Origin of the sequence: Methylophaga frappieri (genome assembly GCF_000260965.1) — a bacterium.
GTDB lineage: Bacteria > Pseudomonadota > Gammaproteobacteria > Nitrosococcales > Methylophagaceae > Methylophaga > Methylophaga frappieri.
The window spans coordinates 1,649,660-1,668,308 of the sequence record NC_017856.1 but is presented as its reverse complement, the minus strand read 5'-3'; the positions used below and the strand labels follow the sequence as shown (position 1 = coordinate 1,668,308).

The following is an 18,649-nucleotide window of genomic DNA, read 5'->3' as shown; positions in this document are numbered from 1 at the left end:
GAGATTAAGCGCTTGTAGGGCAGGTGAATTAAGCATAGGGTGGAACTTCTTTTTGATTTAGAAGCCAATCAATCACCAGACAGCTTAAATCAAGTCTATTGTTAGAAACCATCAACGCTGAGGTTATTATGTTTAATTTTCGTTACATCCTTTCATCTTTACTGATTGGCTTTGCTTTCTCAACATCTGTCCAAGCTGCGCCTAGCAGTCAGGATTTGATTGGCACTTGGTACAACGAGCGTGAGGCAGATGGTGAAACCATGAAATGGTTGATGCGGCGGATGGATGACAATAAATATGCTGCCCTGTTTTTAGTGTGTAATGGCGACGATTTATCTTGGGTTCAGAAAGAACTGGGTGCCTGGCAAATTCAGGATGATAAATTAATTGACACCATGCACACGTTGGAAAATATGAATGGCAAACAAGCTGCGCCAGAAAATACCCAAACCGTCTATATCGATTTAAGTTTGGACGGAGAAAACCTGCATTATCAAAAGCAGAACTCAGACAAACAGTTTGACTATAAGCGGGTTGAGAATGGGTTTCAGATCAGCTGCAAATAAAAATCGGTAACGAAATTTGAGGGCAGATCGCTGGTTGAAAACGGCATGGCTGAGTGGTTTAAATTGAATTTCAGTCACAGACTTGCTGTAGAAAGCGACTTTTCTGTTGATTTATTAGATACTAATAATTATCATTTTCACCCAAATTAATCACGTTATCAGGTGGACTATGGTTGCAATTGTCTATGGATCAACGACTGGCAATACAGAAGATGCAGTCGCTAAAATTCAGGCTTTCTTCGGGGAAGATAATACCGAATTATTCGATGTAAAAGACGCTGGACTAGCGGCGCTGGAGTATTTCGATAAGCTGATTTTTGCTTTGCCAACATGGGATTACGGCGAAGTTCAAACGGATTGGCAAGATGTCTGGGATGAAATCGATGAAACCGATTTTACCAACAAAACAGTTGCTTTCGTGGGAATGGGCGATCAATTTGCTTATGCAGAATGGTTTCAAGATGCCATGGGTATGTTGCATGACAAAGTGATTGCCAAAGGTGCCACCGTTATCGGCCACTGGCCGGTAGAGGGTTATGAGTTTGAAGCTTCCAAGGCGCTGACTGAAGACAAAAAATCTTTTGTTGGTCTGGCACTGGACGAAGACTGCCAACCGGAATTAACTGAACAACGCGTTAATCAGTGGTGTGAGCAAATCAAGCCCCACTTATTTGGTTAACACGCTACAAACCGCAGGGAAGCGGTTTACTTTTCTGGTAAATCCTTAAAAGCGGCAATGGCTTGTTGGCGTGCTGATTTGTAATCAATAACAGGCAAGGGGTAGCCGCACTCGGAGCGCAGCGCATCCGGCGGATTATGAATTTTTGATGCTGGAATCTCGGCTAACTCAGGCACGAAGCGTTTAATAAATTTGCCATCGGGGTCATAGCGTTCAGACTGGAGCGTCGGGTTAAAAACCCGAAAATACGGTGCGGCATCAACGCCCGTCGATGCACTCCATTGCCAGCCGCCATTGTTGGATGCGTAATCACCGTCAATGAGATTTTCTAAGAAATAATCTTCACCTTGCCGCCAGTTAATTAATAAGAGTTTAGTGAGAAAACTGGCACTAATCATCCGCAATCGATTGTGCATCCAACCGGTTTGATTTAGCTGGCGCATTGCTGCATCCACGATTGGAAAGCCTGTTTTGCCTTCGCACCATGCGTCAAAACCGGCCGCATCCTCTCGCCAATGCACAAATTGTGTTTCTGGTTTGAAAGGTTGATGCTTACTTAGCTGAGGAAAATATAGAAGTAATTGGCGATAAAAATCCCGCCAGGCGAGTTCACGCAACCAATCATCATGTCGCCAATCTCGGTTCTGCTCACCGCAAAAAAATTGTACGGTCGCTAACAGTCTTCTTGGTCCAAGCTGACCAAGGCTAAGGTAGGGTGATAATAAACTGGTTGCGGGTTTGTTCGGGATGTCGCGTTGCTTTTTATAATCTTGCAGCTTTATTTCACCAAATAACGACAAGCGTGATAAGGCATTTTCTTCATCGCCCGGCCAGAGATCGTGTCTAAATTCACCCGCCCATTGATATGGCCATTTCTCTGGCTGGTAAGCTTCACCTTGAGGCTGAAGGGCAGGGTAAGGGGAGGATTGACTGTCTTCCAAAATTTGCAGCCAGCGACGGTAGTAAGGTGTGAAAACTTTAAAGGGCTCATTTTGTTGCGTTTTGACGGGTGCGGCGACAATCAAGTCATAATCCAGCTCATGAACCTCTATATCTGAATCAGCTAAACATGCGCTAACAGCAGCATCGCGTTGTGTTTCATCCCAAGGGGTTTCCGGTTGAAACCACAAGGCTTGAATCGACGCTTTTAAACAAAACGCTTTCAGCAGCGCCGGCACTTCCTGAAACCAGTCAGTTTCCAGTATCGTGAAGGGAATCCCCAGCTTGGCTAGCCTATCTGCAATATCTTTTAAGGCGGCTGCTTTCAGGCCTAATTTTGCCGGTGACTCTTTATGATGACGCCATTGTGCAGGTGTCGCGACAAAGACAACATGAATGGGACCTTGCTGTTGTGCTTCACTTAACGCTGGATGATCATCCAGCCGCAAATCATTGCGTAACCAAACCGCTTGTTTATTAGTCATAAGGCTTCTCTAGGGTAGTTGACGATGCAGTTTTTCAGCGTGTTTACGAATCGCTTTTTGTTCAGATTTTGACTTGCGTTGCCAGTTTTTGACTTGCATGCCCAATCTTGGATTTTGACTGAGCAGATCGTGATGACGATCAACAAACGCCCAGTATAACGTTGTAAACGGACAGGCCTTTTCGCCATGCGCTTGTTTTGGATCAAAACGACAATGCTGACAATAATTCGACATTCGGTTGATGTAGGCGCCACTCGCAATGTAAGGCTTGGAGCCGACGATACCGCCATCCGCATATTGGCTCATACCTAAAGTATTGGGTACTTCAACCCAAGCAACGGCATCAACATACATGGCAAGATACCATTCATGTATTGCCTTGGGTTTCACGCCCCATAAGAGTGAAAACAGCCCCGTAACCATCAGTCTTTGTATATGATGGCCATAACCGTAAGTAAGCACTTGCATGACAGCTTGGTTCAGACAGGTCATGTCGGTTTTTGCATCCCAATATAACTGCGGTAGTTCGCGGCGAGCGTTGAGTGCATTCATTTGCAGCCAGTCTTGTTTATGCGTCCAGTACAATCCCCTGACATATTCGCGCCAACCGAGAATTTGTCGGACAAATCCTTCAACCGCATTGAGCGGTGCTTCGTTCCGCTCGTAAGCTTGAATCGCAGCATCGATAACCTCATCAGGTGAGAGGAGTTTGAGATTTAAGGCAACGGATAAACGTGAGTGATATAAAAAAGGCTGATCCAGCCACATCGCATCTTGATAATCACCAAACTTGGCAAGTCGTTGTGAAATGAAATCATCCAGCGTTTGTTTGGCTTGATTCAGTGTGACCGGCCAATTGAATTCGTCAAGGTCTCCGGGTAAATCCGGTAAATATTGATGAATCGCCTTTATCACGTCTTTTGTTATTTTATCGGGCTTGAATTGATGAGTCTCCGCAAGAGCATCGGGCCCTTTTTGAGAAAAAGCGTGACGATTATCCTGATCAAAATTCCAGCGACCACCAACTGGTGACTGGCCTGACATCAAAATCGCTCTTTCTTTGCGAAGCTGGCGGTACCAATATTCCATGCGAGGTTGCTTTCGTTCAGAAAGCCACCTTTTAAACTCACCTTGGCGCGCAATAAAATGTTGGTCTGGTAACCATTCGATGGAAATATCGTGTTGATTTGTCCAATGATTAATTTCTTTAACAACACGATAATCGCCGGCGAGAACACAACGAATGGTTTTGAAGGGAGTATTTTTCAGATGGTGGTCTAGTGCATCGCTGAAACTTGCTAACCGTTTGTCCAGAGAATAATAAAATAAGGGCAGATCGTCTTTTTGACAGTTTTCAGCAAAGTGCCGCATGGCAGAGAGAAATACGGTGGTTCGTTGTTTAGATGAGAGGTAACGACTTGATTCATCCAGCACTTCAGCCATCATGAAGTGTGAGGTCTTTGTATCGACATCCTCAAAAATCAAGCTGTTCCGGTTTAATTGATCACCGAGTATCAGTAAAAGCGTTTGTGATGTCATGACGTACTAATGCCAGGGTTGGCTGTCGTATTCTGAAAAGGCCGTCAAGGTCAGAACGTCAAGGTTTGCCGGACGGAGTTTAGTCAAAAAGCGAATTTGAATTCGGCAGGCATCCAAATCAAAATGACGAGGCGTGTTGGTCTCGCTTTCGAGTTTGTGTTGAGCCTCATGCGCATCTTTTACACGCCCTAGATACAGCCATTGGTCGAGTAAGTGATAATGTACTTCGATGCTCTCATCTGAGACAGATTTCTCCCGCACAATAACAGGCCCTGACCAGGGCCATGCCTGATTTTTAAGACCTAAAAGCGCGATATTCAAACGCAGGTTGTAACGATTAGCGGACTCGATGCCATGACATGCACCACGACATTTTTTTAATTGATAGTTAAAGCAAGTGCCTTTATGGGTGGGTTCGAGCCCAGTTAACTGCGGACATAGCTGTTGTTCTTGCACAATTTGTAACAATTTTTGCTTGGCTTGGCGTTGACTCCGAAACAGGCCGTAACGCGTTGACAATTGTGAAAGCTGTTGTAAATCAGCCATTTCGATCCTGAGGCGCTGATATCCTTGAGCATCTTTGTGGAGTGCAAATTGAAATAACTTTTTGGCTTTAGTTTGACGTCGGTTGTAACGCGGTATTTTCGATTTAATTAACTGATTTTCCAGTAACTGCGCGCCGAAATCAGATGGGGTAGTAATGAAGTTGATGTGTGCGAGTTGTTGCTGAATTTCTTGATGACGTGCTGTTTTGGTATCAGCAAAATGGCTAAGAACACGTTGCTTAATATTGACGGATTTACCGATGTACAGCAGCCCGCCCTGCGCGTCATAAAACTCATATATGCCTGGACTGTTTGGCAACTTGTCGATTTCAGCTGTATCCAACTGACTGGGTAGACGGGGGCATTGCATGACCTGTCGGCAAGCATCAGCAATAGTTCCGCTATCGTGATCACGGCTTATCTGCTCAAACAGAGACACAATCACTTTAGTGTCGTCCATGGCACGATGACGATTCGCTATGGTTAAACCTAATCGAGAGACGATAGCATCGATACCATGTTTTTTTTGATTAGGATAAAGCGCCCGGCTTAACTTTACTGAGCACAAGGTCGGCGACGTAAAATCAATACCGCTTCTTCGAAATTCGGCGGATAAAAAACGGTAGTCAAAACGCGCATGGTGGGCAACCAAAACAAACCCAGAGAGCTTTTCAAACAATGTCTCTGCAAGCATCTCAAAAACAGGCTGGTCAGCCACCATCTCGTTGCTAATGCCAGTCAGGTTTGTAATCCAGTCGGAGATAATTTGCTTCGGATTAAAAAGCTGTTGCCAGTGATCTGTTATTCGGCCATTTTCAACAAAGATGAGCGCAAGCTCAGTGATACGGTGATGATTTGCATGTGCCCCCGTTGTTTCACAATCCAGCAATACCATTTTTTCCGGGAAGCCATTCGACAAAGCCATTATAGATGTCGCTGCCGTCGACAGCGTTCACTGCAATAAATGACACTTTGCCAACAATTTGCCCATTTCTTTCGCCAGGAAAATGGGCGTTGGCAAATGGGACATTGTTTTTCAGGAAGATGCGGTTTTAAATGCGCCATAAGCAAAAAATATTCTGTTTAAGCGCAATGTTAGTTCTACGGTGTGAAAACGCCGTGAATGGAATAGTATTCTGGCGGGGTTACTCGGGTAACTTAATGAGAAATTCGCGGTAATGCTGAAGTTCACGAATCGAGTCTTTAATATCATCCATGGCAAGATGGGATGATTTTTTCTTAAAGGCTTTTTCGACTTTGGGGGCCCAGCGTCGTGCGAGTTCTTTAAGACTGCTCACATCAAGATTACGGTAATGAAAAAAGGCTTCCAGCTCTGGCATGCAGCGCGCCATAAAGCGGCGATCCTGACAGATACTGTTGCCACACATCGGGGAGGTATTGGCGGGGACATATTGTTTTAAAAATGCCAGTGTTTCGGCTTCTGCTTGTGCTTCCGTATAGGTACTGCTGCGAACCCGTTCGGTCAGACCAGAACTGCCATGTTGCCGGGTATTCCATTCATCCATGCCGTCCAGTTTGCTGCCAGACTGGTGAATTGCAATGATAGGGCCTTCTGCAAGGATGTTGAGGTTGGCATCTGTGACGATAGTGGCAATTTCGATGATGCTGTCATTTTGTGTATCCAGACCCGTCATTTCGAGATCAATCCAGATCAAATTATTTTTACTTTTGGCCATGGTCTCCGCTTTATATTGCTAGTGAAGAAGGAACGTTGTTGCTTCAAATTGTATCAAAGGCTACTCTGCTGTTCACGAATTAGGTTTTTATAGTTGAATTGAAATGAACGAATTTACTTGGGTATTTATTTTTGCGCTCTTGTTGATGACAGGTATTGAGATCTGGTTGAGTTTGCGTCAAAAACGGCATGTATTAGCCAGTCGACATGCGGTACCAGCTGCCTTTAGTGAACAAATCAGCTTATCAGCACATCAAAAAGCAGCGGACTATACCGTCGCAAAAGGGGGCTACAAACGTGGCGAAGCAATTTATAGTGGCGTGATTTTATTGCTATGGACACTCGGCGGCGGTTTGGCGCTTCTATACGGAGGTTGGTCTGCCTTGGGACTCTCTGAGACTGTGACAGGGCTGTTGTTTATTCTTAGTTTTATGGTGATTGGCTCAGTGCTTGAGTTACCGGCGGGCTGGTATAAAAGCTTCGTGATGGAAGAAAAATTTGGTTTTAACCGGGCAACACCGAACATTTTCTTTGCGGATTTTGCCAAACAATTGCTGTTATTAGTGGTCATGGGGGTGCCAGTTGTCTGGGTGACCTTATGGTTAATGAATAGTACCGGCGAATTTTGGTGGTTGTATTTGTGGGCGGCCTGGATGGGGTTTGCCTTATTCATGATGTGGGCTTATCCGGCCTTTATTGCCCCATTTTTTAATAAATTTACGCCACTTGAAGATCAGGAGATGGTCCACCGGGTGGATAACTTGTTGCAACGTTGCGGGTTTAACAGCCAGGGTATTTTTGTGATGGATGGGTCCCGCCGAAGTGGTCACGGCAATGCCTATTTTACCGGGTTGGGTAATAATAAACGGATCGTGTTTTTTGATACTTTGCTTGAGACGTTGAATCCCGATCAAATTGAAGCGGTACTGGCACATGAGTTGGGCCATTTCCGCCGTCAACATGTCATCAAAAATATGGGATTGCTGGCGATCCTGAGTCTTGTTGGCTTGGCATTGTTGGGCTGGGCTTCGACACAAACCTGGTTTTACACCGGACTCGGCGTTGATACGCAAAATGCTGCTATGGCACTTACCTTGTTCATGCTGGTTATTCCGGTGTTCAGCTTTTACCTGCATCCCTTATTGACGCATTTATCGCGTAAATATGAGTTTGAAGCCGATGCCTATGCGGCCAGTGTCGCTAATGCGGATGATCTGATTGCGGCATTAGTGGCGCTTTATAAAGAGAATGCCAACACGTTAACGCCAGATCCGTTGGTGTCTGCTGTGTATGATTCGCATCCACCAGCTTCGATGCGTATTGCTGCATTGCAAAATCATCCAGTCTGAAATCGTGCCGTGAGGATAGCTTGTCATCCTCACGGTTTGCTATTTGCGGTGTTGCTTATTGCTCAAGCTCTGCCGCGGTGGTAGATGTTGGCCAGATTTGCACGCGATTACGACCCGATTGCTTAGCCTGATATAAGGCTTGATCGGCACGTTCAATGAGTTCGATAGGCGTATCGCCGACTTGATATAGACTGGCACCAATCGAGATAGTGACTTCACCGATTGATTCCTGGCTATCCTTTTTCTTTAATCGACTGGCGGCGCAGCTTTGCCGAATACTCTCGGCGATAGCGTGAGTTTCCTCGGCAGTCGTATGTAATAGCAGCATGGCTAACTCATCACCACCATAGCGCGCAGCAATATGCAGATCGTCACAATGTTTGTGTAACAATGACGCAAGATACTGCAGCAGCTTATCGCCAAGGGCATGACCAAAACGGTCATTAATTTCTTTGAAGTAATCGATATCAATTAATAATAATGAAAACCGAACCTGGCCAGTTTGGCAAAGTTGTGACAGCTCTTTATCAAATTGTCCGCGATTATTCAGGTTAGTCAGGCTGTCTGTGCGTGCTTGATGTTTGACCGCATTGAGCTCGTTACGCAACTTCAGTATTTCTTGAGTTGAATCGGCGAGTTCTTGACGAAGGCTCAGACTGGAGTCGGTTAACTTACGGGTATTTTCCAAAATACTTGCTAACACATCACGGATATCGTCTATATCGTGGCAATTTTCTAGAATGCTTTGCCGTTTGTGCAGGTCATTGGCGACGTCTCCAGCAGTGGATTCGGCCCGATTAATGTAATTAATCGTATTGTCCACTACCAAACGGAGACCATTGTTGGTTTGTGACAGCTTTTCTGGCATGCCCATCAAAACATACTTTTCGTAAAGGTACTGGTTTATCTCATTGCTGATCGTCTCACCTTTACTCAACCGGGTATCAATGGCGTCAATCAAGGCCTGATTATGGCCAGAGACATATTCATACCAAACCGCATAATTCACCGGATTAACCGGCGTTTTGTGCTGATTAATCAGCGGCAGGGTTCGGCGCAGATTTTCAGACGCTTGTTGAAAGGCATCTGTGTATACAGGCGGGAAAGAGGTTGGTTTTGCCACAAATTCATTCCTTGTTTTGGGGCTTCGCTGGATTATTGCGCTGTTTCACCCGTAAATCAACTCCGCATGTTTTTCTTTAGTTTAAAAAGTATCGGGGCTAATAATATTAGCGTCAACCAAGGCAAAAACTGTAAAAAAAGTGTGCTGCTTAGTTGATAGCTGGCTATTATCCAGGTCACGAGAAGAAAGCTGACCATGGTCAAATTCTGGATCCAGTTATTGCCAGCCAAGATGGTGCCGAGCTTTGCTTTGGGCGCCGTTTTTTGAATCAAAGCGTTCAGTGGAATAATGAACAAGCCGCCGGCAAAGCCAAAACCAATTATTGCGATCGCATAACCTGATACATTCTGGATGGATGGGATAGCCGTTAAGGCAATCACCATTCCCGCACCACCAATCAAGATCAGGCTATAGCGAATAGCTTGCCGACAAAGACGCCCTGCCAGTAATGACCCGACAATAATACCAATGCCTGAGCAGGCGAGCAGTCCTTGAATAACGATGGTGTTGGTTTCATTCAAAACCATTTTGGCAAAAGCGGGGAAGACAGCCAGCATCGTTTGAGAGACACCCCAAAACACGGACAGGCCCAGAATGCACCTCCAGATTAAAGTGCTCCGGCGTAATTGTTTCAGGTTTTCGCGCAGTAAATAGCCACGCCGATAAGCCTGCCAGTCATACTGTAAAGCGGGATTTGCAGCCGGTAAACGGGGCAGCCGCGTCGTTAACCACAATTCAAGCAGGGACAGCGCAATTAATAACCAGCCCAAGGGGGCGATCTGCCGAATGACATTCGTTTCAGTTAAGTCACTTTGTCCGGTCAGTAACAGTTCAAAAAAAATGGTAAAGACAAAAATGCCGGTGAGGATGGCAATAATCGTTGTTGCCTGCAAAAAACCGTTGGCAGGTGCCAACTGCGTGTTGTCCGCGACTTCACGAATATAACCATATTTTGCTGGCGAATAAATGGCACTTTGCACGGCAAGGATAAAAGTAAACCCAAAAGCCGCTTGAAACCAGCCTTGGTAATAACAAAGCGTAATCATTGACGTGATGAATACCGCAGAACATGCTGACCAGCGCATGATTTTGGGTTTGGCGAACCGATCAGACAGAAAGCCAGCTGGCGTAAACAATAAAATAAAAGGCAATAAAATCAGTGCATTGACCACAGCTGTCAACGCAACCTGGGTCGCATCATCATACACCTTGAATAGGGTGTTCTGGATAGTGATTTTATGCCCCAAGTCGACCATCGCATTGATAAAGGCGACCAATAAAAAGGGGATTAATCCCGAGATGTTTTTTGGCATTAAGGCTTAGTCATCCTGTAAGCGTACGGCCAAAACATCGCAATGAGCGTGGTGTAATATGGCATTGGCGGTGGAGCCGAGTAACATTTTTATGCCATGCCGGCCATGCGAACCCACGACAATCAGATCGACGTTATGCTCATCGGCAATCCGCACGATATCCCGGCCGGGACTACCACTTTCAACCCACTGATAATCGGCAGGAATATGGTATTTCTCACCAAGACTAGCTAATTGTTGCCGCCCGGCATCAAGCAATGAGTCTCGCATATCCAAATCGACACTGATCATGGGTTCATAAGCAAAATCGGTAAGCGGAAAGTCCTCGACAATATGACATAAACAAAACTGGGACTTGGCAGACTCAGCAAGTGCCAGTGCGCGTTGCATGACCTGATCGGTATGATCAGAAAAATCGGCGGCGATCAGAATATGTTTGTAGATGGACATCGCTTATCTCCTAAATAAAAAGGCAGGTTTTAACCTGCCTTATCAAGGATTACTTCTGACTTTCTAAAAATCGTTCTGCATCCAGCGCCGCCATACAGCCGGCCCCTGCAGAAGTAATGGCCTGTCTGTAAATAGGATCAGAAACATCGCCAGCGGCAAAAACGCCCGGAATACTGGTCTGCTGACCTTTTTTCAAAATGATGTAATCATGTTGCATATCCAATTGTTCCTTGAACATGCTGGTATTGGGCTGATGGCCAATGGCAATAAATACCCCTTGGACAGCCACTTCTTGCGTAGTCTCATCCTGACTATGCTTAACGCGAATGCCGGTGACACCAGCATCATCACCCAGCACTTCATCAAGGGTGCTGTTCCACAAAATCTCGACATTGCCCGATTCCGCTTTTTTCATCAGTTGATTAATCAAGATTTTTTCGGCGCGGAAGCTGTCGCGACGGTGTATCACAGTGACCTTTGAAGCAATATTTGACAGATACAAGGCTTCTTCGACCGCCGTATTACCACCACCCACAACAGCAACAGGTTGGTTTTTATAGAAAAAACCGTCACAAGTGGCACAGGCCGAAACGCCTCGGCCTTTGAAGGCTTCCTCAGATGGCATACCCAGATATTTTGCCGAAGCTCCAGTTGCAATAATCAGCGCATCTGCGGTGTAGGTACCGGCATCGCCCGTCAATGTAAAGGGGCGTTGTTGTAAATCAGCAGTGTGAATATGATCAAAAACGATTTCAGTACCAAATCTTTCTGCATGCTTTTGCATTCGTTGCATTAATTCTGGTCCTTGCACGCCATCAGCGTCGCCAGGCCAGTTGTCTACGTCGGTGGTCGTGGTGAGTTGTCCGCCTTGTTCAATGCCGGTAATCAGAACGGGATCCAGTGCTGCCCGGGCTGCATATACTGCAGCAGTATAGCCAGCCGGGCCAGAACCCAGAATCAGTAAACGACAGTGTTTGCTGTCTGCCATGTAACGGTTCTCCGCGTTAAATTTAGGATGATAGTCAAGAGTAACCATTGACTCGGATTTGGACAAGCGTATCAGTTAAAAAGCTGTGTTAGAATTTGCCGATAATTTGTTGGCGTAACTGGATTTATTACATTGGCACAGGCGACCCGGGTAAACGACAAAAACAAACAGGAAAGCACTGAAGGCGCGGTCAGTTTTCGTTTGCGAGAAGCAGCGTTAATTTTGGCATTGGCACTGGCCGCGTATTTGCTGTTGTCCTTATTCACTTATGAGCCAACCGATCCGGGTTGGTCAACCACCGGCACTGATGACCTGATTGCCAATCGTGGCGGTATTGTTGGGGCGTGGCTAGCCGATGCGTTGCTCTATGGATTTGGCCTGCCAGCGTATTTGGCGCCATTGATGGTGGCATTTTCAGGTTGGTTGTTGTTCAGTTGGGGACGACGTGCTGATAGTGCTGACGCATTGCATTTCTGGGTGTTAAAGCTCGCCGGCCTGCTGATCGCGCTGGCCGCTGCCAGTGGTTTGTCGACGCTGGGATTGATGGATTATGCAACCCTACTCCCAATGGGCGCTGGCGGGGTGTTGGGTGAAGTTGTCGGCCATGGGTTTGAAGCTGTTTTTGGCGCTTCTGGAACCAGCCTGTTGCTTCTGGCTTTATTATTGACGGGGGTGACTTTGTTTACTGGTCTGTCCTGGTTAATGGTTATCGACAGACTCGGTGCGGCCGCACTGGTGTTGATTAACTGGTTTGCCCGGCGCAGCAGAGATCTGCAAGCTGAGATTCAGGCCAAAAGAACCCGACAGCAACGCGAAGAGACTTTCCTGGAGCAAAAAGAAAAACTGCAGCATAAAGCTAAGGTGCGTATCGAGCCAGTGCTTAACAAACCGTCAGCGCCAAGTAAGCGCGAAGAAAAAGAGCGGCAAAAGCCGTTATTTGAAACGCCGGATACGCCCGGTATGCCGACATTATCCTTACTGGATATGCCAAAAGCAGCGCAACAAGGCTACAGCGAAGAGGTATTACAGGCGTTATCCCGTCAGGTTGAGCTCAAGTTGAAAGATTTTGGCGTTGAGGTGCAGGTTGTCGAGGTACAGCCTGGGCCAGTTGTGACCCGGTTTGAACTGCAGCCTGCGGCAGGCATTAAAGTGAGCCGCATCAGTGGTCTGGCCAAGGATTTGGCGCGAGCATTATCGGTGAGTAGTGTGCGCATCGTAGAAGTGATTCCAGGCAAGCCGGTGGTCGGGCTGGAAATTCCAAATGAACATCGGGAAATTGTCCGGCTGCGCGAAATTCTGGCGTGTGCCGATTATGAAAACAGCAAATCTCCTTTAGTCATGGCCTTAGGTAAGGACATTGCTGGCAGGCCCGTCGTCGCTAATCTTGAAAAAATGCCCCATCTTCTGGTGGCAGGGACCACTGGTTCGGGTAAGTCAGTCGCTGTAAATGCAATGATTCTGAGCTTGCTATACAAAGCAACTGCCAAGGATGTGCGGCTGATTATGGTCGATCCGAAAATGCTGGAGTTATCCGTTTATGAGGATATTCCGCATCTGTTAACGCCGGTCGTGACAGACATGAAAGAGGCAGCTAATGCCTTGCGTTGGTGTGTTGCTGAAATGGAGCGCCGCTATCCACTGATGGCAGCGTTAGGAGTGCGCAATATTGCTGGTTACAACAAAAAAGTGCAGGAGGCGATTGATAAAGGTGAGCCGTTAACGGATCCGACTGCAGAGGTATTGCCCGGAGAACCTTTACCTTATCTTGAGCCATTGCCATTCATTGTGGTCATCATTGATGAGCTGGCCGATATGATGATGGTGGTTGGTAAGCAGGTCGAAGAGTTAATCGCCCGGTTAGCACAGAAAGCACGTGCTGCCGGTATTCATTTGATATTGGCAACGCAGCGCCCGTCGGTGGATGTGATTACCGGGCTTATCAAAGCGAATATTCCGACCCGCATGGCATTTCAGGTGTCATCTCGAATTGATTCACGGACCATTTTGGATCAAATGGGCGCGGAACAATTACTTGGTCAGGGCGATATGCTGTATTTGCCGCCCGGAAGTGGTTTGCCTGAGCGGGTACATGGCGCATTTGTTGATGACAATGAAGTGCATGAAGTAGTGAACTTTCTCAAATCGCAAGGCGGCCCGGATTACCTTGAAGAAATTACCCGGGCATTGAGCGATGAGGGTGAAGGTGGCGGCTTTGGCGATGGTGCCGATGGCGAGCAGGATGAGTTATATGATCAGGCTGTGCAGATCGTGACCGAGTCTCGTCGTGCCTCTGTTTCAGGTATTCAACGCCGATTAAAAATTGGCTATAACCGGGCTGCTCGAATTGTTGAGGCCATGGAGGTTGCGGGTGTGGTTTCTGCAATGCAGGGGAATGGCAGCCGGGAAGTGTTGGCGCCACCGCCGCGCGACTAGCGCACTAACTGCGTATTCAGCTTGTCTGAAACCTGAGTTCAACTAAGATTTAGGAGAAAATATGGCTAGGCGATTTTCGCTTTCCTTGCTAACGGTATTGAGTTTGTTATTCAGCGCATCAACTTACGCTGAGGATGCCGTTGTTGACCGATTAACGCAGTTTGTTGATCAGGTTCAGCAGTTTCAGGCACGGTTTCAACAGGTGGTCGCAGATCCCGAGGGACAAATAGTGGAGCAGGCCGCCGGTGTTTTCTATTTATCACGGCCAGGCAAATTCCGTTGGGATTATCACACACCCTACGCCCAGCAAATCGTCGCAGATGGTCAGCAGATCTGGTTTTACGATGAAGATTTAGAACAAATTACCGTAAAAAATCAGTCTGCTACATTAGCTGATACGCCAGCTGGCTTATTGTCTGGAAAAAGCCGACCGGATGAGGCTTACCATATCACCCGGCTGAATTCTGACGATGGTTTGCAATGGGTTGAATTGACGCCGAAGGAAGCCGATGCGAATTATCAACGGGTGCAATTGGGATTTTCAGAACAATCCCTGCAACAAATGCGCATGGTGGATGCTTTTGATCAACAAACGCGTCTGGTTTTCAGCGAGGCCAATGTGAATCAGCCAATTGCGGCCGAAAAGTTTCAGTTTGTCCCGCCTCAAGGCGTTGATGTTATTGGAGAGTCACCCTAAGTGAGTTTGTTTGATAACCTGCAAGTCGCATCCGGACGGCCATTGGCCGACAGAATGCGGCCGCAGAGTTTGGATGACTATATCGGACAATCGCACTTGCTGGCTGCCGGCAAACCGCTTCGTCAAGCGATCGCCAGTGGCCAACCCCATTCGATGATTTTTTGGGGGCCGCCAGGGACGGGAAAAACAACACTGGCGCGTTTGATTGCAGGCTATTGTGACGCGGAATTTATCACTATTTCAGCGGTACTGGCTGGGGTCAAGGAGGTACGAGAAGCCGTTGCCAGAGCCAAGTTGTTGGCTCAGGAACGTGGCCGCCGTACGATGCTCTTCGTTGATGAGGTGCACCGATTTAATAAGTCGCAGCAAGATGCGTTTTTACCTTATGTTGAAGATGGCACCTTTACCTTTATTGGTGCGACGACCGAAAATCCCTCGTTTGAACTAAACAATGCGTTGCTATCTCGCGCGCGTGTTTACGTTCTGAAGTCGCTGGAAACTGAAGATCTGAGGCAGATTGTTGATCGGGCGCTTGCGGATGGTATCAAAGGTGTCGCTGCACGAAATGTAACGATGGCAGAGCCACTGCGTGATTTGCTGGCAGAGGCCGCTGATGGTGATGGGCGTCGTGTACTCAATTTATTGGAGATTGCGATTGATTTAGCTGACAGTCAGGGCCAACAGGCCGTGACTGAAGCAGACATGACCTCCGTATTGAGCGGCAGTTTTAGACGCTTTGATAAGGGTGGCGAAGCATTTTACGATCAAATTTCCGCACTGCATAAGTCGGTGAGAGGTAGTGCTCCGGATGCGGCTTTGTATTGGCTTTGTCGTATGCTTGACGGGGGATGTGATCCCGTTTATTTGATGCGACGGATTGTGCGTATGGCAACGGAAGATATTGGCAACGCTGATCCGAGAGGCTTGGAAATCACCCTCAACGCCTGGGACAGTTTTGAGAAACTCGGCCGGCCTGAGGGGGAATTGGCCATTGCCCAAGCCGTGGTTTATCTAGCTTGTGCCCCTAAAAGTAATGCTGTCTATAACGCTTTTAAAGCGGCGATGCAGGATGTACGCAATCATGGTTCAGCGGAGGTGCCGCTGCACCTTCGAAATGCGCCCACTAAGCTGATGAAAGAACTCGATTATGGTAAGGCGTATCGCTATGCACATGATGAACCTGAGGCTTATGCCGCAGGTGAAACGTATTTTCCGGAGAGCCTTGGCGAAAAGCAGTATTACCACCCCGTTGATCGGGGCTTGGAAATCAAAATTGCTGAAAAACTTAGTCGCCTTCGCGTTTTGGATAAACAGGCACGACAAAAAGGTTAAGTCAGACGCGGTTTATAAATATCATAGCGGGTATTTTTGCTGGTAATTGAGGCGACTGGTTTGATTTGAGCAAGAAATGCGGCTGATTTTGGCCGCTTTACCACAATCCGTTGTCGTGCTCGTTGGCAGGCGATATCGAGTAAGTCGTGGCTGTGTTGATCGGTGCCAACCAGCTGATGCAACAACTGCATTTCTTTTTTTACCAGAGCCGTTTTGTCCCGTTGTGGATACATGGGATCCAGATAAATCGTGTCTGGCCAGTCTATTTGAGACAATGTCTGCAAGTAATCAACCGCATTAGCTCGGTGAAGTGACATGCGCTGAATGATCGGGGCAACAGCCGGGTCTGCATTGCCACGTGTCAAACCGTCGCTAATTAATGCAGCAATGATTGGGTGCTGTTCAATCAGCGTGACGTTAGCACCAAGCGAGGCCATGACAAAGGCATCACGGGCAAAACCGGCTGTTGCATCGATAATAACGGGGCTGACACCTTGCTTGAATCCCAAAGCTCTTGCCAGGGGTTGATTGCGACCACCACCATAAAGTCGCCGATGGGCATTTTTACCCGATACAAAATCTACCTGAAGCGGGTTGCCTGACGATGGCGCTGACAGTGATAAGCCATGAGCATTAAGATGTAATATGAAAGATGATGTAGGTGTGGTCGATACGGTTAATCCAAGTTGGCTGGCCAATTGATCTGCCATATCCAGCCAGTCTTCGGATGCCGGTTTTATCTGACAAAATAGTTGCATTATCGTCCAGTAATAAAATCACCAAAAGCCCGGCTACCTTGTCCTGTTTCAAGTGTATTGATAACGGCATTTAGAGCTGTATCAATAATGGAAACCCGGCCGCTTCCCCAGTTTGCGACATAAACATAGCGTCCGTCTTCAGTGATATCAATACCCTCCGGGGTGTCATCTACCGCGATGTCGGTAACGACCTGTTGACTTTGTGTGTCAACTTTAGACACGGTGCTTTCATCTTGATTAGTCACATACAACCAGCGATCATCAGGACTTAGCACGGCACAATATGGCCATTCGCCGACATTAATGGTGGCTAAGACTTGATGTTTTTGGGTATCGACCACACTGACCGTATTGTCTTGGACATTAACGGAATATAGCCGTTGACCATCACGTGTGAGAGCAAGGCCAAATGGTGCTTTACCAACGCTAATTTTGGCAATCTTTTGATACGTGGTTAAATCAATGATCGTGATGGAATTATCGTCACGGTTAGCAACATAGAGTTTATGTCGCTTATTATCAACAATTAAGCCTGCTGGGCTCTTATCAACTGGGATTGAGTGAATGATTTGACGTTTTTCAGTATCAATCACCTTAACCACATTTTCATACCAGTCTGCTACAAAAACGCGATGCCCATTTGAATTAGTTGCGATCCCAACCGGGCCACTTCCAGTTTTGAGTCGAAAGGATTCCTGCATCAAAGCGGTATCAATGAATGAAATATCCTGAGAGTCTGGGTTGGTAACGAATAATTTCTTCCCATCTTGGCTTAAAGCGACACCAGCAGGTGCTTTACCAACCTTAATGGTCTGAATTACGGATTGTGCTTCTAAGCTAATGATACTGACACTGTCGTCGAGTTGGTTTGTGATATAGGCATATCGCGGTGTCTCTGCATAACTTAATATCGGGATAGAAGAGATAAGAAAAAAACGGCCCATGAAAGGACCGTTTTCGTTGTATAGCTGAAATTCGTGATAAACATTATTTTTCTAGTACGTTTTTCAGATTTTCCAAACCAGATTTATAAACATCTGTAATCACATCGACAGCATCCGAATCCGATTGACCTTCTGGAACGGGTGGATTATCCATAAACGAGCGATAAAATTTTCCCCGCCATTTAACTTCGGTTCCTTTATCGACTTCTTTAACATAAATCCATGATTTATATGTGGAAACTGGCAAAGTGTAATAAGGTGTATCTTTACTATTGAAAGTAATCGTCTTGACAACGCTCATGTCTTCAATGGTGTAGATTAACATCATTTTTTCATCATCAACTTTGTCCAGTTCCTCAGTGATCGTTGGCTCACCATCCGCTTTAAGTGTGAGTGTGCGTGTTTTATCATCTTTCATTGCAACGCTTTTGACTGCCGGATGCCATTGATCTATTGCAGAGAAGTCTTTGACCATTGCCCACACTTTGTCGACCGGCGCATTAATAATAATTTTCTCTTCCACCATTTGACGAGTTGGACCATGAGCACTTGCCAGCATTGGTATGATAGTCATGGTAACGGCGAATAAATGTAACAATTTTTTCATTTTTTACTCCGAATTGATTTACAACGCACTAGGGAACTTATCACGTCAATTCTGAACTGACTATGAACAAAAACCAACGGAAAATTTCCTATTCGAATGCCGAAGGAGAAATCATAGGCGCTAATAAGTGGTCATGACACCTTAGTTTGATTTGACTTAAATCAACATATTACCCAAAATTAACCCCTTTATTTTTTAGTTGCCGG

At 46.5% G+C, this 18,649-nt stretch carries 18 protein-coding genes; 6 read left to right on the top strand and 12 right to left on the bottom strand.

The annotated features are described in order from the left end of the window. Positions 1–128: 128 nt before the first annotated feature. Together Q7C_RS07995 and Q7C_RS07990 are read left to right on the top strand one after the other, a co-directional pair. Entirely contained in the window at positions 129–566 is a 438-nt protein-coding gene (locus Q7C_RS07995) for a hypothetical protein (protein ID WP_014704231.1), read from the top strand. 169 nt (positions 567–735) lie between these two features. Continuing rightward, positions 736–1,245 carry a flavodoxin gene (locus Q7C_RS07990; RefSeq protein WP_014704230.1) on the top strand — a complete coding sequence of 170 codons (510 nt, stop codon included), beginning with the start codon at positions 736–738 and terminating at the stop codon, positions 1,243–1,245. A gap of 26 nt (positions 1,246–1,271) precedes the next feature. Here Q7C_RS07990 and Q7C_RS07985 read toward each other — a convergent pair whose 3' ends face one another. From Q7C_RS07985 to orn, 5 genes are all read right to left on the bottom strand, one after another. Next, entirely contained in the window at positions 1,272–2,669 is a 1,398-nt protein-coding gene (locus Q7C_RS07985) for a cryptochrome/photolyase family protein (RefSeq protein ID WP_014704229.1), read from the bottom strand. Between the two features lie 9 nt (positions 2,670–2,678). Further along, positions 2,679–4,208: a cryptochrome/photolyase family protein gene (locus tag Q7C_RS07980; protein ID WP_014704228.1), complete on the bottom strand. Its 1,530-nt coding sequence runs from the start codon at positions 4,206–4,208 to the stop codon at positions 2,679–2,681. A gap of 6 nt (positions 4,209–4,214) precedes the next feature. Then, on the bottom strand, positions 4,215–5,678 hold the full coding sequence (locus Q7C_RS07975; protein ID WP_014704227.1) for an exonuclease domain-containing protein: 1,464 nt from the start codon (positions 5,676–5,678) through the stop codon (positions 4,215–4,217). Next, entirely contained in the window at positions 5,678–5,818 is a 141-nt protein-coding gene (locus Q7C_RS13520; protein ID WP_083839455.1) for a DUF2256 domain-containing protein, read from the bottom strand. Before Q7C_RS13520 ends, Q7C_RS07975 begins: the two co-directional genes overlap by 1 nt. Before the next feature lie 80 nt (positions 5,819–5,898). Then, positions 5,899–6,450, bottom strand: coding sequence for an oligoribonuclease (gene orn / locus Q7C_RS07970; RefSeq protein ID WP_014704226.1), 552 nt, complete (start codon positions 6,448–6,450; stop codon positions 5,899–5,901). A gap of 103 nt (positions 6,451–6,553) precedes the next feature. Between orn and Q7C_RS07965 the strand changes: the two genes are divergently transcribed. After that, positions 6,554–7,798, top strand: coding sequence for a M48 family metallopeptidase (locus Q7C_RS07965; protein ID WP_014704225.1), 1,245 nt, complete (start codon positions 6,554–6,556; stop codon positions 7,796–7,798). Between the two features lie 55 nt (positions 7,799–7,853). Here Q7C_RS07965 and Q7C_RS07960 read toward each other — a convergent pair whose 3' ends face one another. Genes Q7C_RS07960 through trxB form a run of 4 tightly spaced genes read right to left on the bottom strand, consistent with a single transcriptional unit; the run spans position 7,854 to position 11,672 of the window. Continuing rightward, positions 7,854–8,921, bottom strand: coding sequence for a GGDEF domain-containing protein (locus Q7C_RS07960; protein ID WP_014704224.1), 1,068 nt, complete (start codon positions 8,919–8,921; stop codon positions 7,854–7,856). A 56-nt stretch (positions 8,922–8,977) separates the two neighbouring features. Further along, the gene (locus Q7C_RS07955; protein WP_014704223.1) at positions 8,978–10,234 is read right to left on the bottom strand and encodes an MFS transporter; all 1,257 of its coding nucleotides are present in this window, start codon (positions 10,232–10,234) and stop codon (positions 8,978–8,980) included. Positions 10,235–10,240: 6 nt separating this feature from the next. Beyond that, complete coding sequence (locus Q7C_RS07950; protein WP_014704222.1) at positions 10,241–10,684, bottom strand: universal stress protein; 444 nt, start codon at positions 10,682–10,684, stop codon at positions 10,241–10,243. A 49-nt stretch (positions 10,685–10,733) separates the two neighbouring features. After that, positions 10,734–11,672 carry a thioredoxin-disulfide reductase gene (gene trxB, locus Q7C_RS07945; RefSeq protein WP_014704221.1) on the bottom strand — a complete coding sequence of 313 codons (939 nt, stop codon included), beginning with the start codon at positions 11,670–11,672 and terminating at the stop codon, positions 10,734–10,736. Positions 11,673–11,804: 132 nt separating this feature from the next. On the opposite strand from trxB, the gene Q7C_RS07940 reads away from it, so the two are divergent. From Q7C_RS07940 to Q7C_RS07930, 3 genes are all read left to right on the top strand, one after another. Then, positions 11,805–14,105 (top strand): DNA translocase FtsK, encoded by a 2,301-nt coding sequence (locus tag Q7C_RS07940; RefSeq protein ID WP_014704220.1) that lies wholly within the window; start codon positions 11,805–11,807, stop codon positions 14,103–14,105. 61 nt (positions 14,106–14,166) lie between these two features. Beyond that, a complete protein-coding gene (gene lolA / locus Q7C_RS07935) occupies positions 14,167–14,802 on the top strand; it encodes an outer membrane lipoprotein periplasmic chaperone LolA (RefSeq protein WP_014704219.1) in 636 nt (211 codons plus the stop codon). Further along, positions 14,803–16,134 (top strand): replication-associated recombination protein A, encoded by a 1,332-nt coding sequence (locus Q7C_RS07930; protein ID WP_014704218.1) that lies wholly within the window; start codon positions 14,803–14,805, stop codon positions 16,132–16,134. Here Q7C_RS07930 and Q7C_RS07925 read toward each other — a convergent pair. From Q7C_RS07925 to Q7C_RS07915, 3 genes are read right to left on the bottom strand one after another with little or no spacing between them, the layout of a single operon-like run. Continuing rightward, positions 16,131–16,892, bottom strand: coding sequence for a class I SAM-dependent methyltransferase (locus Q7C_RS07925; protein ID WP_014704217.1), 762 nt, complete (start codon positions 16,890–16,892; stop codon positions 16,131–16,133). The two genes, Q7C_RS07930 and Q7C_RS07925, sit on opposite strands and share 4 nt — an antisense overlap. Then, complete coding sequence (locus Q7C_RS07920; protein WP_014704216.1) at positions 16,892–17,836, bottom strand: YncE family protein; 945 nt, start codon at positions 17,834–17,836, stop codon at positions 16,892–16,894. The genes Q7C_RS07925 and Q7C_RS07920 overlap by 1 nt, the downstream gene beginning before the upstream one ends. A 43-nt stretch (positions 17,837–17,879) precedes the next feature. Then, positions 17,880–18,443, bottom strand: coding sequence for an SRPBCC family protein (locus tag Q7C_RS07915; protein ID WP_014704215.1), 564 nt, complete (start codon positions 18,441–18,443; stop codon positions 17,880–17,882). Between the last annotated feature and the right edge of the window lie 206 nt (positions 18,444–18,649).

Coding starts and splice junctions, on each gene's coding strand:
- Q7C_RS07965 (WP_014704225.1), top strand. CDS start 6,554: ATGAACGAATTTACTTGGGTATTTATTTTTGCGCTCTTGTTGATGACA.
- orn (WP_014704226.1), bottom strand. CDS start 6,450: ATGGCCAAAAGTAAAAATAATTTGATCTGGATTGATCTCGAAATGACG.
- Q7C_RS07990 (WP_014704230.1), top strand. CDS start 736: ATGGTTGCAATTGTCTATGGATCAACGACTGGCAATACAGAAGATGCA.
- Q7C_RS07920 (WP_014704216.1), bottom strand. CDS start 17,836: ATGGGCCGTTTTTTTCTTATCTCTTCTATCCCGATATTAAGTTATGCA.
- Q7C_RS07985 (WP_014704229.1), bottom strand. CDS start 2,669: ATGACTAATAAACAAGCGGTTTGGTTACGCAATGATTTGCGGCTGGAT.
- Q7C_RS07950 (WP_014704222.1), bottom strand. CDS start 10,684: ATGTCCATCTACAAACATATTCTGATCGCCGCCGATTTTTCTGATCAT.
- Q7C_RS07995 (WP_014704231.1), top strand. CDS start 129: ATGTTTAATTTTCGTTACATCCTTTCATCTTTACTGATTGGCTTTGCT.
- Q7C_RS07925 (WP_014704217.1), bottom strand. CDS start 16,892: ATGCAACTATTTTGTCAGATAAAACCGGCATCCGAAGACTGGCTGGAT.
- Q7C_RS07975 (WP_014704227.1), bottom strand. CDS start 5,678: ATGGCTTTGTCGAATGGCTTCCCGGAAAAAATGGTATTGCTGGATTGT.
- Q7C_RS07955 (WP_014704223.1), bottom strand. CDS start 10,234: ATGCCAAAAAACATCTCGGGATTAATCCCCTTTTTATTGGTCGCCTTT.
- trxB (WP_014704221.1), bottom strand. CDS start 11,672: ATGGCAGACAGCAAACACTGTCGTTTACTGATTCTGGGTTCTGGCCCG.
- lolA (WP_014704219.1), top strand. CDS start 14,167: ATGGCTAGGCGATTTTCGCTTTCCTTGCTAACGGTATTGAGTTTGTTA.
- Q7C_RS07915 (WP_014704215.1), bottom strand. CDS start 18,443: ATGAAAAAATTGTTACATTTATTCGCCGTTACCATGACTATCATACCA.
- Q7C_RS07980 (WP_014704228.1), bottom strand. CDS start 4,208: ATGACATCACAAACGCTTTTACTGATACTCGGTGATCAATTAAACCGG.
- Q7C_RS13520 (WP_083839455.1), bottom strand. CDS start 5,818: ATGGCGCATTTAAAACCGCATCTTCCTGAAAAACAATGTCCCATTTGC.